The organism is Cupriavidus sp. 94F1, assembly GCF_057798875.1.
Window position 1 is genome coordinate 289,981 of the sequence record NZ_JBYOJT010000003.1, and the last position, 18,369, is coordinate 308,349.

The window sequence follows — 18,369 nt, forward strand, 5'->3', positions numbered from 1 at the left end:
CGGCTTCAGCGTGGGGATTGGCCGGCAGGCTGCTCATGGCAGGTCCGTCTCCGGCGCCACGCCGGCATGGCTGAAGTAGCGGCCGCCGATTTCGTCGGACAGCTTGGCCATGCGCGCGCCAAGCTGATCGCACAGCGCCGCCAGCTTGGGATAGCGGTCCTTGTCGCGTTCGCACAGCAGCGAGCGCGACGGCAGCGCGGTTGCCGGCGGCAGCAGTTCGGCCAGCGGCACGCGCGTCTGGCCGGTGGCGCCGGTCGGCAATTGCGCGAGCTTGTCGCGCAGGCGGTCCAGCACACCGTAGAGGCCGCGCGGATTGGTCGGCTCCAGCACCAGCAGATCGACCAGCGCGGCCACGTCGCTACGCCCCGGGAACAGCGAGCGGTAGGTCAGCGTGCTGTCGAACAGGTGCAGCAGCATGTCGAAGCCGCTGCGCGACGCCAGCGCGCCGCTGCCTTCGGCCAGTTCCAGGAACAGCGCCAGCGTGCCGAGCCGTTCGATATGACGGCCGATAAAGACCAGCCGCCACGCTTCGTCGCGCGTCATGCGGTCGCCCTGCGCGCCGCTGATCGCGCCCAGCTGCATCGCCAGATGTTCCAGCGCGGCCAGCACCTTCGAGCGGTCGTAGGCCCCGTCGCCGTGGCCCGCCGTGCCGGCCGGGCATGCGGCATCGGCCATCGCGTCCTGGAAGTCGTTGCGCGCGGCCAGGATGGTGCGCCAGTGATCGTTCGACAACCGGTTGCGGATCTCGTTGGCGGCACGCGCGTGGCTGGCCAGCGTCGGCATCAGGCCCGTCGCGGCATGCGGATCGGCCAGCGTGGAGACCAGGCTGCGTTCGAACACGCGCAGCGACGCCTGTGGCGACGGCGTGTTCGGGGCCACCAGCCCGAACCACTGCGCCAGCAGGCCCAGCATATTGAGTGTGCCGTCGTCGGTCTCGTCGTTCGATTCGATCGAGCCCAGTATCTGGCGGCACACGCGCACGACGTTTTCCGCGCGCTCGGCATAGCGGCCGGCCCAGTACAGGTTCTCGGCCGCGCGGCTCGATACCGCCAGCGGCCGGGTCACCGCCACCGGGCCCAGCGACGGCAGCGCAGTACGCGGTGGCGGCGCCGATGCCGGCCCGCTGCGCGCGTGGCTGGCCAACGCCGGCATCAACCACTGCGCCGGCTGGTTCGACAGCACCCAGGTGTCGGCGCTGGTGCCGCCAAGCTGCATCGACACCGCTTCCAGATGGGGCGGTGCGAGCCGCGTGAAGCCGCCCGGCATGACCTGCCAGCCGCCATTGCCATCGGCCACCGCGAACACGCGCAGCATGGCAGCGCGCGAGCCGATCCGTCCGCCGCCCTTGCCGTCGGGCTCCCAGCAAGGCGTGTGAGAGAGCGGCAGCGGCGCCTGCAGCGTAAATCGATCTGGCGTTTCTGCGATGCGGGCGCGCCATGCATCGAGCGGCTGCAGCCCCTTTTCCATGCCCAGCAGCGCATCGGCGGGCGTGCCCGGATAGGTGGGCATCACGAACGCTTCGTCGAGCAGCCGCAGCGCCTCTTCCTGCGCGGCGGCCTCGCCGCACCACCAGCTCATGACCGACGGCAGCGCGAGCGGCTCGTCCCGCAACGCCTGCGCGATGCCGGGCAGGAAGCCGTGGATCGCGGGCGACTCCAGAAAGCCCGATCCCGGCACGTTCGACACCGCCACGTTGCCCGCGCGCATCGCTTCGAGCAGGCCCGGCACGCCCAGCATCGAATCGCTGCGCAGTTCCAGCGGGTCGCAGAACACATCGTCAAGGCGGCGCAGGATCACGTCCACGCGTTCCAGCCCGCCGAAGGTCTTCAGGTAGACCACGTCGTTGCGCACGGTCAGGTCCTTGCCCTCGACCAGCGTGATGCCCAGGTAGCGCGCCAGGAACGTGTGCTCGAAGTAGGTCTCGTTGAACGGCCCCGGCGACAGCAGCACGATCTGCCGCCCCGCGCCCATACCGGCGCCCGTGCCCGCGCTGACGCCCTCTTCGGCCAGGCCCGCCGGTGCCGCGTGCGCCAGGGTCGAGATCAGCTGCGAGAAGGTCGGCGGCAGGCGCCGCACGCGCAGTTCGCGAAACGCCTCGGCATACTGGCCTGAAACGATCAGCCGGTTTTCCAGCGCATAGCCCATGCCCGAAGGCGTCTCGGTACGATGCGCGATGACCGTCCAGCCGTTGTCGGTATGCACCAGGTCCACCGCCACGGTCTGCAGGAAGCTGCCGCCCGGCGGCTGGTAGCCCTTGAGCGGGCGCAGGTAGCCGGGATGCCCGTAGACCAGCCCCGGCGGCAGCAGCCCGCGCGTGAGCAGTGTCTGCGGCCCGTAGATATCGGCCAGGATGGCGTTGGCCAGCGTTGCCCGTTGCGTGACGCCGGCCTCGATTACCGCCCAGTCGGCTTCGGACACCAGGAACGGAAAGACCTCCAGCTGCCAGGCCCGCGCGCCGCCCTGGTCAGCGTAGACGTTGTAGGTCACGCCGTTGTCGCGGATGCGGCGCGACACGGCCGCCGCATGGGCGTTCAGCGCGGCGGGGCGCAGGTCGTCCAGGATGCCGAAGAAGCGCGCCCACGGTTCGCGCAGCGTGCCGTCGGGCAGCCGCAGTTCGTCGCGATGGCCGTCGGGCACGGGCAGCGCCAGCCGGCCCGCCAGGGCGGCCGGCGCGTCGGCAATATCCGATCCTTCGAAAGGCAGCGACGACTGCAACGGCACGGCTGACGGTTCTCCTGTGGGGCGGGCACGCCAGGTGCGCTAGGCCATATCGCGCAGGTCCAGCGTGAACGGGAATTCCAGGCTGCGGCGTGGCGGCGGCGCCACTGAGCGCCCCGGCGTATGCCCGATCGCGAAAAACCGCGCCAGGCGCCGGCTTTCCGCCTCGTACGCATTGACCGGGAATGTCTGGTAATTACGGCCGCCCGGGTGCGAAACATGATACTGGCAGCCGCCCAGGCTGCGGTCCATCCACGTATCCACCACGTCGAAGGTCAGCGGCGCGTGCGACGGGATGGTCGGATGCAGCGACGACGGCGGCGCCCAGGCGCGATAGCGCACCCCGGCCACGTACTCGCCGGCCCGCCCGGTGGGCTGCAGCGGAACGGTCTGGCCATTGACCGTCACCACATGCCGGTTGTCGTTCATGCCGAGCACGGTCACCTCGATGCGCTCCACCGACGAATCGACATAGCGCACGGTGCCGCCGGCCGCCCCCTCCTCGCCCATCACATGCCATGGCTCCAGCGCCGTGCGCAGCGTCAGCGACAGCCCGGCCACGTCGATCTCGCCCACGCGCGGGAAGCGGAATTCGAAGTGCGGCGCGAACCAGCTGGACTCGAAGACAAAGCCGGCGGCGCGCATTTCGGCCAGCACATCGTCGAAATCCATTTCCACGAAGGTGCCGAGCATGAAGCGGTCGTGCAGCGCCGTGCCCCAGCGCGTGAGCCGCGCGGTGTACGGCGTGCGCCAGAAGCGTGCCACCATCGCCCGCAGCAGCAGTTGCTGCACCAGGCTCATGCGCGCGTGCGGCGGCATCTCGAACGCGCGCAGTTCCAGCAGGCCCAGCCGGCCGGTCGGCCCGTCGGGCGAGTAGAGCTTGTCGATGCAGAACTCCGAACGGTGCGTGTTGCCCGTCACGTCCACCAGCAGGTTGCGCAGGATGCGGTCGATCAGCCACGGCGGCACCTCGCCATTGCCAACCACCTGGCTCAGGTCAAGCTGGCGGCGCAGTTCGTCGAACGCGATATCGAGTTCGTAGACCTGGTCGTTGCGCGCCTCGTCCACGCGCGGCGCCTGGCTGGTCGGGCCGATGAACAGCCCCGAAAACAGGTACGACAGCGACGGATGGTTGTGCCAGTACGCGATCAGGCTGGCCAGCACGTCGGGCCGGCGCAGGAACGGGCTGTCGGCCGCCGTGGCGCCGCCCAGCACGAAGTGGTTGCCGCCGCCGGTGCCGGTGTGGCGCCCGTCGAGCATGAATTTCTCGGTGGACAGATGGGTCTCGTGCGCGGCCTGGTACAGGTAGTCGGTGTGGTCCACCAGTTCCGGCCAGTTGGCGGCGGGATGGATGTTGACCTCGATCACGCCCGGATCGGGCGTCACCTGCAGCAGCTTCAGGCGCGGGTCGCGCGGCGGCGGATAGCCTTCCATCACGATCCTGACGCCCAGTTCGGCGGCGGTGGCTTCCACCTCCGCCACCAGCGCCAGGTAATCCTCCAGCACGGTCAGCGGCGGCATGAAGACATAGAGGATGCCGCGCTTGTCATCCATCGACCGCGCTTCGACGGCGGGGCCGGCGGCACGGCTCGGGTGGCGCACCTCCACGCAGATTGCCGTGCGGATGGTGTCGCTGGACGATTCCCCCCGCGCTGGCGCCGTGGCCTGCGTGGCGGATTTGCCACCCGGGCGGGGCTGGCCTCGCGCTTCGGCCCGGCGCGCGGCCATCGCGGCCGGGCTGTACGCGGCGGCCGGCGACTGCGCGCGCAGCGGCGCCGCGGCCGGCAGCGGCGCGCGCGGTGCGAACGGGTCCTGCTCGAATTGCCACGGGTAGTCGGCCTTCGACACCCACGGCAGCGAATCGAGCGGCAGCCGGTAGCCCATTGGCGAATCGCCGGCCAGCAGGTACATGCGTTCGTCGCGCACGAACCAGCGGCCGGTCAGCCAGCCGCCACGATCGTCGCGCGCCAGCGGCAGCACGTAGCCGGTGACGCTGGACAGCCCCGCGTCGAACACCCGCCGCAGCCGCGTGCGCTCCAGTTCGTCGTCGAGCTTGGCCTCGAACGGATCGACGTTGACGGGCAGCCGGCGCTCGCGCCACAGGTAGTACCAGACATCCTCGTAGCCGGGCGTGACGGTGTCGGCATCCAGGCCCAGCCGACGCGTCAGCGTTTCGAGAAACCGCCGCGCATCGGCCGATGTGTAGGCGTCGGGCTCGCGCTCGTCGGCAAACAGCGACGGGTCCTGCCAGCACGGCTGCCCATCGGCGCGCCAGCAGATCGACAGCGCCCAGCGCGGCAACTGTTCGCCGGGATACCACTTGCCCTGCCCGAAATGCAGGAAGCCGCCCTCGCCGTAGCGCGCACGCAGCTTGTGCACCAGTTCGGTGGCCAGCCCGCGCTTGGTGGGGCCCAGCGCATCGGTGTTCCACTCCGCGCCGTCACGGTCGCGCGCGGCGACGAAGGTGGGCTCGCCGCCCATCGTCAGCCGTACGTCGAGCGCCTGCAACTGGCGGTCCACGGCCAGGCCGGCCGCGTCGATGGCCGTCCACTGCGCATCGGTATAGGGCTTGGTCACGCGCGGCGACTCGTAGATCCGCGAGATCGACATATGGTGCCCGAACGTCACCTCGCATTCGTCCACCGCGCCGCTGACCGGTGCCGCGCTGCTGGGCTCCGGCGTGCAGGCCAGCGGGATATGGCCCTCGCCGGCCAGGAGTCCCGATGTGGGATCGAGCCCGATCCAGCCGGCGCCGGGCAGGTAGACCTCGCACCAGGCGTGCAGGTCGGTGAAATCGGCCTCGGCCCCGACCGGGCCATCGACGGCCTTCACGTCGGGGGTCAACTGCAGCAGGTAGCCGGACACGAAGCGCGCGGCCAGCCCCAGATGCCGCAACGTCTGCACAAGCAGCCAACCGGTGTCGCGGCACGACCCCGACCCGTTTTCAAGCGTGGTCTCGGGCGACTGCACGCCCGGCTCCATGCGGATCAGGTAGCGGATCTCGCGCTGCAGCCGCTGGTTCAGGTCCACCAGGAAATCCAGCGTGGCACGCGGTGCGCGGTCGATGCTGTCGACAAAGGCGGCAAGGCGCGGCGTCAGCGGGTCTTTCGCCAGGTAGGGCGCCAGGTCGTGCGCCAGCCCGGCATCGTAGGCAAACGGAATCTTCTCGGCCGACGGCTCCAGGAAGAAATCGAACGGGTTGTAGACCGCCATCTCGGCGATCAGGTCCACCGTCACGCGGAATTCCGTGGTCGGCTCCGGAATCACCAGCCGGGCCAGGTAGTTGGAAAACGGGTCCTGCTGCCAGTTGACGAAATGCTGCACCGGTTCGATGCGCAGCGAGTAGGACAGGATGGGCGTGCGGCAATGCGGTGCCGGGCGCAGGCGTACGACTTGCGGCGACAACTGCACCGGACGGTCATAGCGGTAGTGTGTGACATGACTCAGCGCGACGTGCGTGACCACTGGCGACCCCCGGGGTTGTGTGTAGCGTCAGGCTTAGCAAGACTTGTACCGCCTGCCCGTGCCTGCCCACGGACGGCGGCCGGCAACCGCACCGGCCTACATCTGGTTCTTCGCGCGCAGGCCCTCTTCCAGCAACGACCGCAGCTTGGCCAGCGCGCCGGGATCGCCGTGCGCGGCCGCCCGGGCGTACCAGATCTTGGCCTGCTCGATATCCTTGTCCACGATGCCGGGGTAGCCGCGCTCGTAGTAGCTGCCGACGATGTACTGCGCCCCGCCGTCGCCGGCGGTGGCCGCCTTCGCGTACCAGGTGAACGCGCGGCCGTAGTCGAGCGGCACCCCGCGCCCCGTGAAGTAGTTGGTGGCCAGCGCCATCTGTGCCTGGATATGGCCGCCCTGCGCCGCGCGCTCATACCAGCGGTTGGCCTCCTCCAGCGACTTCGGCACCAGTTCGCCGCGCTCGTACAGATCCCCGACTGTGTACTGCGCATGTGTCATCTGGTTGTCGGCTGCGCGGCGCAGCCAGACCAGCGCTTCTTGCGGCCTGGCTGTCGTGCCTTCGCCACGCAGCAGCATCATCGCGTAGTTGAACTGGGCCAGCCGGTTGCCCTTCTGGGCCGCCTCGGCGAAACCCTTGATCGCCGCATCGAAATGACCGGCTTCATAGGCGGCAACCGCTTCGCGGGTCTGGGCCTGGGCCGGCGCGGGCGGTTCGGTGGCTGCATTGGCGTGGAAGCCGGCGACTGCGGCGAGCACCAGCATGGCCAGACGGATCTTCGAGGTAACGGAGGCGGGCATGGTGGAACTCCGAAGGCCGGCAGGGCTGGCAGGCTGGATAGCGGGACGGTGAATTCAGTGTAGTTGGCGATTTCGCGCACCGCCCATCCATATGAGAGATTTAGTTTCGTGTTTATTCCGATTAAATATTCTTTCCATGAATAACCCAACACAGAGGCGTGCTGGCACCCCCATGACCGCCAGTTGTGCCAGCACGCAGCCTCAGATCAGCGCGCTTCCAGTGTCGATACCCGCGTGGCCAGCGCCGCGATCTGACGGTTGATAGCGACCAGTTCCTGGCGGAGCTGGTCAAGATTCACCGCATCGGTGCCTTCCGTGCCGGCTGCCACGTTGACGATCTGCCGCGTCCGGACGCCTGCGCGGCCGACCGACACGGACAGCGGACGGTCGCAAACCGATTCGTTGCCCAGCGCCACGCCGTAATCCACGTTGGCCTTCGCCTGGCTCCCCAACGCAAGGCTGAAGATCGCCGTGGCCGTCGAGCTGGTTCCCACGGCGACGGCACCGGGCTGCGTGGCTTGCGAGTTGGCGCCGATCGCATCGGCAAACAGGGCGCTGGCGCTGGAATTCGATCCGATCGCCACGGCCTGCGAACCGCTGACATAGCACTGATCGCCAATCGCGATGCCGCGCACGGCCGATACCACGGCCAGGCCCAGCGCAATCGAGTTGGCCGCCGACGCGCCGGCCTTCGTGCCGATGGCGATGGCGTCGCTTGCGCCGGCAACGCTGGCCACGCCAATGGCCACGCTGTAAGGCGCCGTGGCATTGGCCAGTTGCCCGAAGGCGGTGGCGCTTTCGGCGACGGCGGCGGCCTTGATCCCCACGGCGGTGGTGTTGACCGCCGATGCGACGGTGGAACTGCCCAGTGCCGTGCTGTTGTCGGCGGTGGCAGCACTGCGGGCGCCCAGCGCCGACGACCACACTGCGGTGGCCGTGGCCTCCCGGCCCACCGCCGCGCTGTAGCTCTTGCCGCTATGGGCGCCCGTGCCAATGGCCAGCGTGTTGTGATCGCCATCCGCCAGGGCGGTGTCCCCGATGGCGATCGAGTCGCCCCCCGTGGCGGCGGCCGATTGGCCGATGGCAATCGGGTTGCCGCCGCTGGCGTTGGCGTCGGGCCCGGTGCTGTTGGCGCGGAAGTACTGAACGCCTGCGGCCAGTGCGGCAGCCGGCTGAGATACATTTTGTGTCATTGCGTCGCTCCAGATGTCAGTTTCGGAACGCCTTCCCGACAGCCGGCATGCGTGCCATGGCTGCCACGGATGGCGATCCAATCCTTTCAAACTGCGACGCGCGAGACCATGGAATCTGGTAGGCCAGGACGGTTCCATGGCGCGACCGGGCTCGCTGTGATGGCGTGGTTCAGCGCGGCACGGGGCGGCTACCCGGCAAACCGGTATCCGACCCCCACCTCGGTGAGTAGGTGCACGGGCTGTGCGGGGTCCAGCTCCAGCTTGTGGCGCAGGTGTCCCATGTAGACGCGCAGGTAGTGGCTGCTTTCCGAGTGCGCCGGGCCCCAGACCTCGCGCAGCAGTTCGCGATGGGTCATGACCTTGCCGCGATGGGCGATCAGCACCGCCAGCAGCCGGTATTCGATGGGGGTCAGATGCACCTGCGCGTCGCCGCGCGTGACCAGCCGGTTGGCCATGTCCACGCGCACATCGCCGAACGTGATCTGCGGCGTGCCCTGCGGGTTCGTCCTGGCGTGGCGGCGCAGCAGCACGCGCACGCGCGCCACCAGTTCGCCCACGCCGAACGGCTTGGTCAGGTAGTCGTCCGCGCCGGCATCCAGCGCCGCGATCTTGTCGGCTTCGTCGGTGCGCGCGGACAGCACCAGCACCGGCACCTGTGTCCAGGTCCGCATTTCGCGGATCAGCGTCATGCCGTCGCCATCGGGCAGGCCCAGGTCCAGGATCACGATGTCCGGCTGGCGCGTGCCGGCATCGATCAGCCCGCGCTTGAGCGTGTCGGCCTCGTGCACGGTGCAGCCCTCTGCCTGCAGCGATTCGCGCACGAAGCGGCGGATATGGGGTTCGTCCTCGACCAGCAGGACGGTCGGCGAATAGTCGAATGGCATCTCAGTGCGGGTCAGGAAGGATGGCGTCGAGCGGCTCCGGCTCGACGGCGGGAGGATTGCCGCGCGGCAGCGCCAGGGTGAACCGGGCGCCGGGGCCGGCCGGCTCCACCCAGATGCGGCCGCCGTGGGCCTGCATGATGGCGTCGCACACGGCCAGCCCCAGGCCCACGCCGGCGGTGGCCGATTCGCGCTGGCCCCGCGTGAATTTCTCGAAGATATGGCGCTCCTGGCCCGCCGCCACGCCGTGGCCTTCGTCCTCGACGATCAGGCGCACTTCGTCGTCCAGCAGCGCGCCGCGGATGCGCACCACCGTGCCGGGCTCGGTGTACTTGGCCGCGTTCTCGAGCAGGTTGCACAGCACGCGTTCCATCAGCACGCCGTCGCATTCCACCAGCGGCAGCGCGGACAGGTCGGCCACCTGCACGCGATGTGCCTTCAGTGCCTCGCGCATCGACGCCAGCGCGGCGCCCACCAGTTCCTCCAGCGATTGCCAGCCGCGCTGCAGTGCCACGTCGTGCTGCTGCAGCCGGGCCATGTCCAGCAGGTTGACCACCATGGTGCGCATGCGCAGCGCCTGGCCGCGCATGGCGTCCACGGTCTCGGCCACGTCGCCGGCCAGCGGCGGTGTGGCGCGCTGCAGCGTCTCGGCCATGCCGATCAGCCCGGTCAGCGGCGTGCGCAGGTCGTGCGACACGGCGGCCAGCAGCGAGCTGCGCAGCCGCTCCGATTCGATCGACACCAGCGCGCGCTGCGCCACTTCCACGTAGTGCAGCCGCTCGATGCCGATGGCGATCAGCGTGGCGAAGACATCGGCCTGGCGCCGCAACCCGGGCTCGGCCAGCGCGTGCCAGGCGCGCGGCTCCACGGCCAGGACGCCGCGCGTCTGCATCGGCGCCTTGAGCGGCAGGTAGAGCACGGTGCTGCCCGGCAGCGTATGGGTGCCGGTGCCGGCCGGCTGGCCATGGTCGAATACCCACTGCGCCAGCACCGTGTCGATGGCCTCGCCCTTGTCGGTCTTGTCACCTGGCTCGCCCGGCGGGCCGCCTGCCATCGGCAGCAGCCGCCCCTGTTCGGACACCAGAAAGAACGTCACATGGGCCTCGAACGCGGCACGCATGAAGCGGCTGCCGATCTCGACCACCTGATCGGTGGTCAGCGCGGCCGACAGCTCGCGGGCCAGTTCGTACAGCGTGCGCGCGTCGGTTTCGCGCCGCACGGCCACCTGCGCCTGCTCGCGCAGGCCGGCGGTCAACTGACCGATGACCAGTCCCACCGTCAGCAGCACGAAGAACGTCAGCAGGTACTGCACGTCGCTGACGGCGAACGACATCCGGGGCGGCACGAAGAAGAAGTCGAACGCCGCCACCGCCAGCACCGATGCCAGCGCCGCCGGTCCCCGGCCATGGCGCAAGGCCACGCCGACCACGCCCGCCAGGAACAGCATCGCAATGTTGACGAGGTCGAACCACGGGCGCGCCAGCATCGACAGCACCGTGGCACCGGCGCACCACACCACGGCGAACGCGTAGTCGCGCCGGCGCGTGCGCGCCAGTTCGGCGGCCGCCTGCGCATCGGCATCGGGGTGGGGCTCCGCGATCTGCGGCGCGCGCGGACGCAGGTCGGCACGCGTGGTGTCGGCGGCCACGCGGATCACGTCGATCTCGGGGCAGCCGGCCGCCAGCGCATCGGCAAATGTCTGCCGGCCGATCAGCCGGTTGCCGGCCCCGAGGACCGGCGACAACGCGCGCGCCAGCCACATGCGTGCCCGATCGATCAGGCTGCCCTCGGCGTGCCAGTCGTTGCGGGCACGCCCCACCAGCACCTTGGTCAGGTTGTGGCGGCGCACGTAGCCGGCCACCGACTTGACCATGTCGTGCCCGGCCAGCGTCTCGGTGCGGGCGCCCAGTTCCTCGGCCAGCTGCATGGCCGCGCGCACGCGCACGCGGACCGGGTCGGCCAGCGGCATCAGCCGTGGCGTGGCGATGGTGACCACGTGCCAGTCGCAATCGAGCTGGCTGGCCAGGCGCCGCGCGCTGCGCACCACCTGTTCGGCATCGTCACCGGTGCCAATGCATGCCAGCACGGCCTCGCGCGTGCGCCAGACCGGCTGGATCGCCTCGGCATGGCGGTAGGCGCGCACGTCGTCATCGACGCGGTCGGCGGTACGGCGCAGCGCCAGTTCGCGCAGCGCGATCAGATTGCCCTTGCGGAAGAAATGCCGCGCCGCGTGGCGCGCCTGGTCGGGCAGGTACACCTTGCCTTCGCGCAGCCGGCGCAGCAGTTCGTCGGCGGGCAGGTCCACCAGCACCACCTCATCGGCGCCATCGAACACGGCGTCGGGCACGGTTTCCCAGACGCGCACGCCGGTGATGCCGCCCACGGCCTGGTTCAGGCTGTCCAGGTGCTGGACGTTGACAGTGGTCCAGACGTCGATGCCGGCGGCCTGCAGCTCCTGGATGTCCTGCCAGCGTTTGGGGTGGCGGCTGCCCGCCGCGTTCGAGTGCGCCAGTTCGTCCACGAGCACCAGCGCCGGGCGCCGGGCCAGCGCGCCATCGAGATCGAATTCCTGCAGCACACGATCCCGATAGGGCACATCGCGCAGCGGCAGGCGCTCCATGCCGTTCACCAGCGATTCGGTTTCGGCGCGGCCGTGGGTTTCGACCACGCCAATCGCCACGTCCACGCCCTGTTCGCGCAAGGCCCGCGCGGCGGTCAGCATGGCGAAGGTCTTGCCCACGCCGGCCGATGCACCAAAGTAGACCCGCAGCTTGCCGCGCGCGGCGCGCACGCTCTCCGCCTGCATGGTTTGCAGCAGGGCGTCGGGGTCCGGGCGGGCGGCGTCAGTCATCGTGGGTGGATTGTGCCACGCAGGCATTCGCGGTGTGTGCATGCGCCGGCCCTCTCCCCCGGCCCCTCTCCCGCGCGCGGGAGAGGGGAGCAAACCACCAGCATTTGCAGTTCACCAGCATCCGATATGCCCCGGGTGTTCTCCCCTCTCCCGCCTGCGGGAGAGGGGCGGGGGAGAGGGCAAGCGCATCGACCACCACGAAATCTATTTCAGCCCATCCAGCGCAAGATTCAACTTGAGCACGTTCACCGCCGGCTCCCCGAGCACCGCCAGGCCCGGGCCCTCGGTGTTAGCCGCGATCAGCGCCTCGACCTTCGCTTCCGGCAGGCCGCGCAGGCGCGCCACGCGCGCCGCCTGGTATTGCGCCGCGGCCGGGCTGATATGTGGATCGAGGCCGCTGCCGGAGGCCGTCACCAGATCCTCCGGGATCGCTGCCTTGTTGTCCGGGTCAGCGGCGTGCAGCGCATCGATACGCGCTTTCGCCGCATCGGTCAGCGCCGGGTTGGTCGGGCCCAGGTTCGAGCCCACCGACGCCGCGCCGTTGTACGGCATCGGCGCCGTGGCCGACAGGCGGCCCCAGAAGTATTTCGGGTCCGAGAACGGCTGGCCGATCAGTTCGGAGCCGACCGTCCTGCCGTTCTGCACGATCAGCGACCCGGCCGCCTGGTGCGGAAACACCGCGCGCGCGATGCCGGTGACCACGCCGGGATAGAGCAGCCCGGTGACGATGGACAGGCCGACGAACACAGTCAGTGCCGGGCGCAGCATGCCGGTCTGGCGCGCCGGCTCGGACGGCAGATTGATTTGGGCTTGTGAAGGCATTGCAGTTCTCCGTACTCAGATCCAGCCGAACATCGTCAGGAACATGTCGATCAGCTTGATGCCGGCAAACGGCACCAGGATGCCGCCCAGCCCGTAGATCAGCAGGTTGCGACGCAGCAGGATGGCGGCGCCCAGCGGGCGGTACACCACGCCACGCAGCGCCAGCGGAATCAGCGCCACGATGATCAGCGCGTTGAAGATCACGGCCGACATGATGGCCGACGCCGGCGTGGACAGGTGCATCACGTTCAGCAGGTTCAGCTGCGGATACGTGGTGGCAAACGCGGCCGGGATGATCGCGAAATACTTGGCCACGTCGTTGGCCACGCTGAAGGTGGTCAGCGACCCGCGCGTCATCAGCATCTGCTTGCCGATCTCGACGATCTCGATCAGCTTGGTCGGGTTGCTGTCCAGGTCGACCATGTTGCCGGCCTCGCGCGCGGCCTGCGTGCCGCTGTTCATGGCCACCGCCACGTCGGCCTGCGCCAGCGCGGGGGCGTCGTTGGTGCCGTCGCCGGTCATCGCCACCAGGCGGCCCTGGCCCTGGTATTCGCGGATCAGCGCGAGCTTGGCCTCGGGCGTGGCCTCGGCCAGGAAGTCGTCGACGCCGGCCTCGGCCGCGATCGACGCCGCCGTCAGGCGGTTGTCGCCGGTGATCATCACGGTGCGGATGCCCATCTTGCGCAGTTCTCCGAACCGCTCGCGGATGCCGGTCTTGACGATGTCCTTGAGCTCCACCACGCCCAGCACGCGCACACTGTCCTCGGTGCCTTCGGAAATGGCCTCGGCCACCACCAGCGGCGTGCTGCCGGCGCGCGCGACATCGTCCACGGCCTGCATGACGGCGTCGGGGAACTTGCCGGCGCGCTCGGTCACGTAGCGGCGCACCGCATCGGCCGCACCCTTGCGCACGCTGCGCACGACGTTGCCTTGCGCCACATCGACGCCGCTCATGCGCGTCTGCGCAGTGAACGGCACGAAGACCGGGGCGGCCAGTCCGCGCGCGCCCATCTCCGGCGCGGCCACGCCGGGCTGCTGGCGTGCCAGCGCGACGATGCTGCGGCCCTCGGGCGTTTCATCGGCCAGCGACGACAGCCAGGCGGCCTCGGCCAGCTGGCGCTCGTTCACGCCCGGGGCGCAGAGGAAGCGCGCGGCGTGGCGATTGCCGTGGGTGATCGTGCCGGTCTTGTCGAGCAGCAGCACATCGACGTCCCCGGCGGCCTCCACCGCGCGGCCCGACGTGGCAATCACGTTCGCTTCCATCATGCGGCTCATGCCGGCCACGCCGATGGCCGACAGCAGCCCGCCGATCGTGGTCGGGATCAGGCACACGAGCAGCGCCACCAGCACCGTTACCGATACCGGCACGCCGGCCTTGGTCACCAGCACCGCATAGAGCGAGTACGGCTGCAGCGTGGCCGTGGCCAACAGCAGCACCAGCGTCAGGCCCACCAGCAGAATCGTCAGCGCCAGCTCGTTCGGCGTCTTCTGGCGCTTGGCGCCTTCGACCATGCTGATCATGCGGTCGATGAAGCTTTCGCCCGGATTGGTCGTGATGCGGACCACGATCCAGTCGGACAGCACGCGCGTGCCGCCGGTCACCGACGAGAAGTCGCCGCCCGATTCGCGGATCACGGGCGCCGACTCTCCCGTGATGGCGCTTTCATCGACGGAGGCCACGCCTTCGATGACCTCGCCGTCGCCGGGGATCATCTCGCCAGCTTCGACCAGCACGATGTCGCCGCGACGCAGGTCGGTGGCGATCACCGGCTCGGTGGCGCCGGCGGCGCGCGCGTCGCCACGGCCCGGGCGCACCACGCGCGCCATGGTGGTGGTCTTGAGCCCGCGCAGCGCGGCGGCCTGCTGCTTGCTGCGGCCTTCGGCCAGGGCTTCGGCAAAGTTGGCGAACAGCACCGTGAACCACAGCCAGACGGCAACGGCCAGGATGAAGCCCGCGGATTCACTGCCCTGCGCGTGGCCGAGCCACGCACGCAGGAACAGGATCGTCGTCAGGATGCTGCCCGCGTAGACCACGAACATCACCGGGTTGCGCAACTGCGCGCGCGGCGTGAGCTTGCGCAGCGCATCGATCATGGCCGGCTTGACCAGTTCGGGCGAGAACATGCCGCGCGCGGGGCGCGGGTGATGCGGCATGCCGCCGCCGGCCGCCGTGGCGGTCGCATTGGCTGCCGTGCCGGCGGGACGTGACGGCGCGGCCGGGGTGTTACGCGTCGCCGGGGATTGTTGTTGCATGAGAATCTCCGCGAATTACTTGGCGGCCGCCGCAACGGCGGCGGGCTGCAGTTGCTCTGCGACCGGGCCCAGCGCCAGCGCGGGCACGTAGGTCAGTGCGCCAACCAGCAGGACCGAACCCACCAGCAGCACCACGAACAGCGGGCCGTGCGTGGGCATCGTGCCGGACGTGGCCGGCGTGCGGCGCTTGGCGGCCAGCGATCCGGCCATGGCCAGCACCGGGACGATGATCCAGAAGCGGCCGAACCACATCGCCGCGGCCAGCAGCACGTTGTAGAACGGCGTGTTGGCGGACAGCCCGGCAAAGGCACTGCCGTTGTTGTTGGCCGCCGACGACAGCGCGTACAGGATCTCAGAGAAGCCGTGCGTGCCGGGGTTGAATACCCCTGCGCGGCCGGGCTCCGCCATCACCGCGATGGCCGTGCCGACCAGCACCAGCAGCGGCGTCACCAGGATGGCCACGGCGGTCATCTTCATCTCGTAGGCCTCGATCTTCTTGCCCAGGTATTCGGGCGTGCGGCCGATCATCAGGCCCGCGATAAAGACCGCCAGCACCGCGTAGACCAGCATGCCGTACAGGCCCGAGCCCACGCCGCCGAAGACCACCTCGCCCAGCTGCATCAGCAGCATTGGCACCAGGCCGCCGATGGCCGTGAACGAGTCGTGCATGGCGTTCACGGCGCCGCACGACGCGGCCGTGGTGATCGTCGCGAACAGCGCGCTGGCCGAAATGCCGAAGCGCACTTCCTTGCCCTCCATGTTGCCGCCGGCCTGCAGCGCCGATGCCACATGGTCAACCGGCAGCGCCGACAGCGCGGCGTTCACCTGCTGCTCGGACGCCATCGCGGCCACCGCCATCACCACGAAGATCACCGTCATCGACGCGATCACGGCCACACCCTGGCGGCGGTCCCTGACCATCTCGCCAAACGTGAAGCACAGCGCGGCCGGGATCAGAAAGATCGCCAGCATCTCGATCAGGTTTGCCAGGGGCGTCGGGTTCTCGAACGGATGGGCAGAGTTGGCGTTGAAGAAGCCGCCACCATTGGTGCCCAGCATCTTGATCGCTTCCTGCGACGCCACCGGACCCATCGCCAGCGTCTGCGTGGCGGTCTTCCTGTCCTCGGTCACGGGCTTGCCATCGCGGTCCAGCACCGGTTGCCCGGCCGCATCGACCACCGGTTGCGTGTAGTCCACGGCCGACACCAGCGACACATCCTTGTAGCTGTCGAAGTTCTGGATCACGCCCTGCCCCACCAGCGCCACGGCCATGACGATCGACAGCGGCAGCAGCACATACAGCGTGCTGCGCACGAGATCGACCCAGAAGTTGCCGATGGTCTGGGCGCTGTGGCGCGCAAAGCCGCGAATCAGCGCAAACACCACCGCGATGCCGGTGGCCGCCGAAACGAAGTTCTGCACCGTCAGCGCCAGCATCTGCGTCAGGTAGCTCATGGTGGACTCGCCGGCATAGCCCTGCCAGTTGGTGTTGGCCACGAAGCTGATGGCGGTGTTGAACGACGAATCGGGCGACACCGCGCCAAACCCCTGCGGGTTCAGCGGCAGCATGCCTTGCAGGCGCTGGATGGCGTACACGGCCATCACGCCGATCACGTTGAACACGATCACGGCGACGGCGTACTGCTTCCAGCCCATTTCGGCATCGGCGCGCACGCCGGCCAGGCGGTACAGCACGCGTTCGAGCGGACGGCCCCATGCCGTGAGCCCATAGTTGCCCTCTTCGACGGCGCGGCGCATGTAGCGGCCCAGGAACGGGCCCACCACGAACAGCACGGCAAGGAACAGGGCGAGCAGCCCCAGAAACTGGGAGAAGGTTGACGTGGGCATCAGAATTTCTCCGGCCGGAACAGTGCAACGAGCAGGTAAACGAAGATGGCGACGGCCAGGCCGCCGCTGAGCAGGTCGGTCCAGTCCATCAGAGCCTCCGGTCGGTTGCCGAATGCTTTGGCTGGGCGGGCTTCGCGCCGGTGTCGTCGGCGCCACCACGGCCAGCGGGCAGGTTGGCGCCCAGCGCGGCGCACAGGGCCAGCAGCGCGCCCGTCAACGCGCCGAAGGCCAGCAATACGAGGAAATAGATCCCGTCCATGATGTGTGTGCAGGCGGGTCGCCTGCAGAGTGATTCACGGATAGGAGGTTAGGGATCGGGGGGTAAAAACGGGGTAGAGAGGGGGAGAGGGGGTGTAAACGAAATATAAAAACGCGAAATATAAAAACGGGCGGCACCGTGCCGCCCGGACGCGATGTTGCCCTGCTGCCGGGCGGGAGCCGGGAGAAAACAGCCGCGTCAGATCCAGCCGGCCCGGTGCAGCTTGCGCCAGAGCAGTCCGCAGGCCGTGACGGTAAAGCCGAGCACCACAGGATACGCGTAGTGCCACTTCAGCTCGGGCATGTCGCTGAAGTTCATGCCATACAGCGAGAACACCACCGTCGGCACGGCCAGGATGGCGCCCCAGCCGGCCAGCCGCTTGACCACCTCGTTCTGCGTCACCGTCACCAGCGCCAGGTTGACCTGAACGGCCGTGGTCAGCATCTCGCGCACCACGTCCAGCGAGCGGACGATGCGGCTGCAGTGGTCCTCGATATCGCGGAAATACGCGCGCAGTTCCTTGGGCACCAGGTCTTCATGCAGCCGGATCAGCTGGCCGCAGATATCCTCCACCGGGTACACGGCATTGCGCAGCCGCAGCACCTGGTGCTTGACGTGGTACAGCCGCTCGATGGCCTCGCGGTCGAATTCATCGCGGAAGATGCCCTGCTCCAGCTGCTCGAAGGTGTCCTCCAGCCGCGTGACGATGGGCAGGTAGTGGTCGACCACGAAGTCCATCAGCGCGTACAGCACATAGCCCGGGCCATTGGCCAGCCCCTGCGGGTCTTCCTCGCAGCGTTGGCGCACGGGCGCGTAGGTGGAACTGGCCCCGTGGCGCACCGACACCACGTAGTTGGGGCCGACAAACAGGTGGGTCTCGCCCACCACCACCTCCTCGCCGGCCAGCTGCGCGGTGTTGAGCACCACGAACACCGAATCGCCGTAGGTTTCGAGCTTGGGCCGCTGATGGGCGTCCAGCGCGTCTTCCACGGCCAGGTCATGCAGCCCGAAAGCCTGCTGCACCCGGCGCAGCAGCGTCAGGTCGGGCTCGTGCAGGCCCAGCCAGACGAACGTGCCCGGTTCCGCCAGCACCTGGCCGATATCGGCGAAGTCCACCTTGCCAAGCTTCTTGCCATTGCGATACGCCGCACAGTTGACGATGGCGCCCATGGCTCCTCCGCGATCAAGATGCGCAATCGTAACAAGGGCGGCAGAACCGTGCGATAGGCGTTGCGCTGACATCAGGGTGTACCCGACCTCGGGCCATCCCGGTACCCGTACCGC

Annotated in this window: 12 protein-coding genes; all 12 read right to left on the reverse strand. The window is 69.0% G+C overall.

Translation table 11 applies throughout. The annotated features are described in order from the left end of the window. Positions 1–33: 33 nt before the first annotated feature. Entirely contained in the window at positions 34–2,721 is a 2,688-nt protein-coding gene (locus tag AC3FJ6_RS09095) for a circularly permuted type 2 ATP-grasp protein (protein WP_488771572.1), read from the reverse strand. 39 nt (positions 2,722–2,760) lie between these two features. Then, on the reverse strand, positions 2,761–6,183 hold the full coding sequence (locus AC3FJ6_RS09100) for a transglutaminase family protein (protein WP_488771573.1): 3,423 nt from the start codon (positions 6,181–6,183) through the stop codon (positions 2,761–2,763). A gap of 96 nt (positions 6,184–6,279) precedes the next feature. After that, a complete protein-coding gene (locus tag AC3FJ6_RS09105) occupies positions 6,280–6,942 on the reverse strand; it encodes a tetratricopeptide repeat protein (RefSeq protein ID WP_488771856.1) in 663 nt (220 codons plus the stop codon). Between the two features lie 242 nt (positions 6,943–7,184). Continuing rightward, positions 7,185–8,171: a hypothetical protein gene (locus AC3FJ6_RS09110; RefSeq protein WP_488771574.1), complete on the reverse strand. Its 987-nt coding sequence runs from the start codon at positions 8,169–8,171 to the stop codon at positions 7,185–7,187. 188 nt (positions 8,172–8,359) lie between these two features. Continuing rightward, the gene (gene kdpE, locus AC3FJ6_RS09115) at positions 8,360–9,055 is read right to left on the reverse strand and encodes a two-component system response regulator KdpE (protein WP_488771575.1); all 696 of its coding nucleotides are present in this window, start codon (positions 9,053–9,055) and stop codon (positions 8,360–8,362) included. A gap of 1 nt (position 9,056) precedes the next feature. Continuing rightward, complete coding sequence (locus tag AC3FJ6_RS09120) at positions 9,057–11,903, reverse strand: DUF4118 domain-containing protein (protein ID WP_488771576.1); 2,847 nt, start codon at positions 11,901–11,903, stop codon at positions 9,057–9,059. Positions 11,904–12,107: 204 nt separating this feature from the next. Continuing rightward, a complete protein-coding gene (kdpC, locus tag AC3FJ6_RS09125; protein ID WP_488771578.1) occupies positions 12,108–12,725 on the reverse strand; it encodes a potassium-transporting ATPase subunit KdpC in 618 nt (205 codons plus the stop codon). Positions 12,726–12,740: 15 nt separating this feature from the next. Beyond that, entirely contained in the window at positions 12,741–14,978 is a 2,238-nt protein-coding gene (kdpB, locus tag AC3FJ6_RS09130) for a potassium-transporting ATPase subunit KdpB (RefSeq protein WP_488771579.1), read from the reverse strand. 15 nt (positions 14,979–14,993) lie between these two features. After that, positions 14,994–16,826: a potassium-transporting ATPase subunit KdpA gene (kdpA, locus tag AC3FJ6_RS09135; protein ID WP_488771580.1), complete on the reverse strand. Its 1,833-nt coding sequence runs from the start codon at positions 16,824–16,826 to the stop codon at positions 14,994–14,996. Beyond that, positions 16,826–16,915 (reverse strand): K(+)-transporting ATPase subunit F, encoded by a 90-nt coding sequence (gene kdpF / locus AC3FJ6_RS09140; RefSeq protein WP_400393746.1) that lies wholly within the window; start codon positions 16,913–16,915, stop codon positions 16,826–16,828. Before kdpF ends, kdpA begins: the two co-directional genes overlap by 1 nt. Further along, the gene (locus tag AC3FJ6_RS09145; protein ID WP_400393744.1) at positions 16,915–17,085 is read right to left on the reverse strand and encodes a hypothetical protein; all 171 of its coding nucleotides are present in this window, start codon (positions 17,083–17,085) and stop codon (positions 16,915–16,917) included. The genes kdpF and AC3FJ6_RS09145 overlap by 1 nt, the downstream gene beginning before the upstream one ends. 198 nt (positions 17,086–17,283) lie before the next feature. Continuing rightward, positions 17,284–18,255: a magnesium and cobalt transport protein CorA gene (locus tag AC3FJ6_RS09150; protein WP_488771581.1), complete on the reverse strand. Its 972-nt coding sequence runs from the start codon at positions 18,253–18,255 to the stop codon at positions 17,284–17,286. Positions 18,256–18,369: the final 114 nt, after the last annotated feature.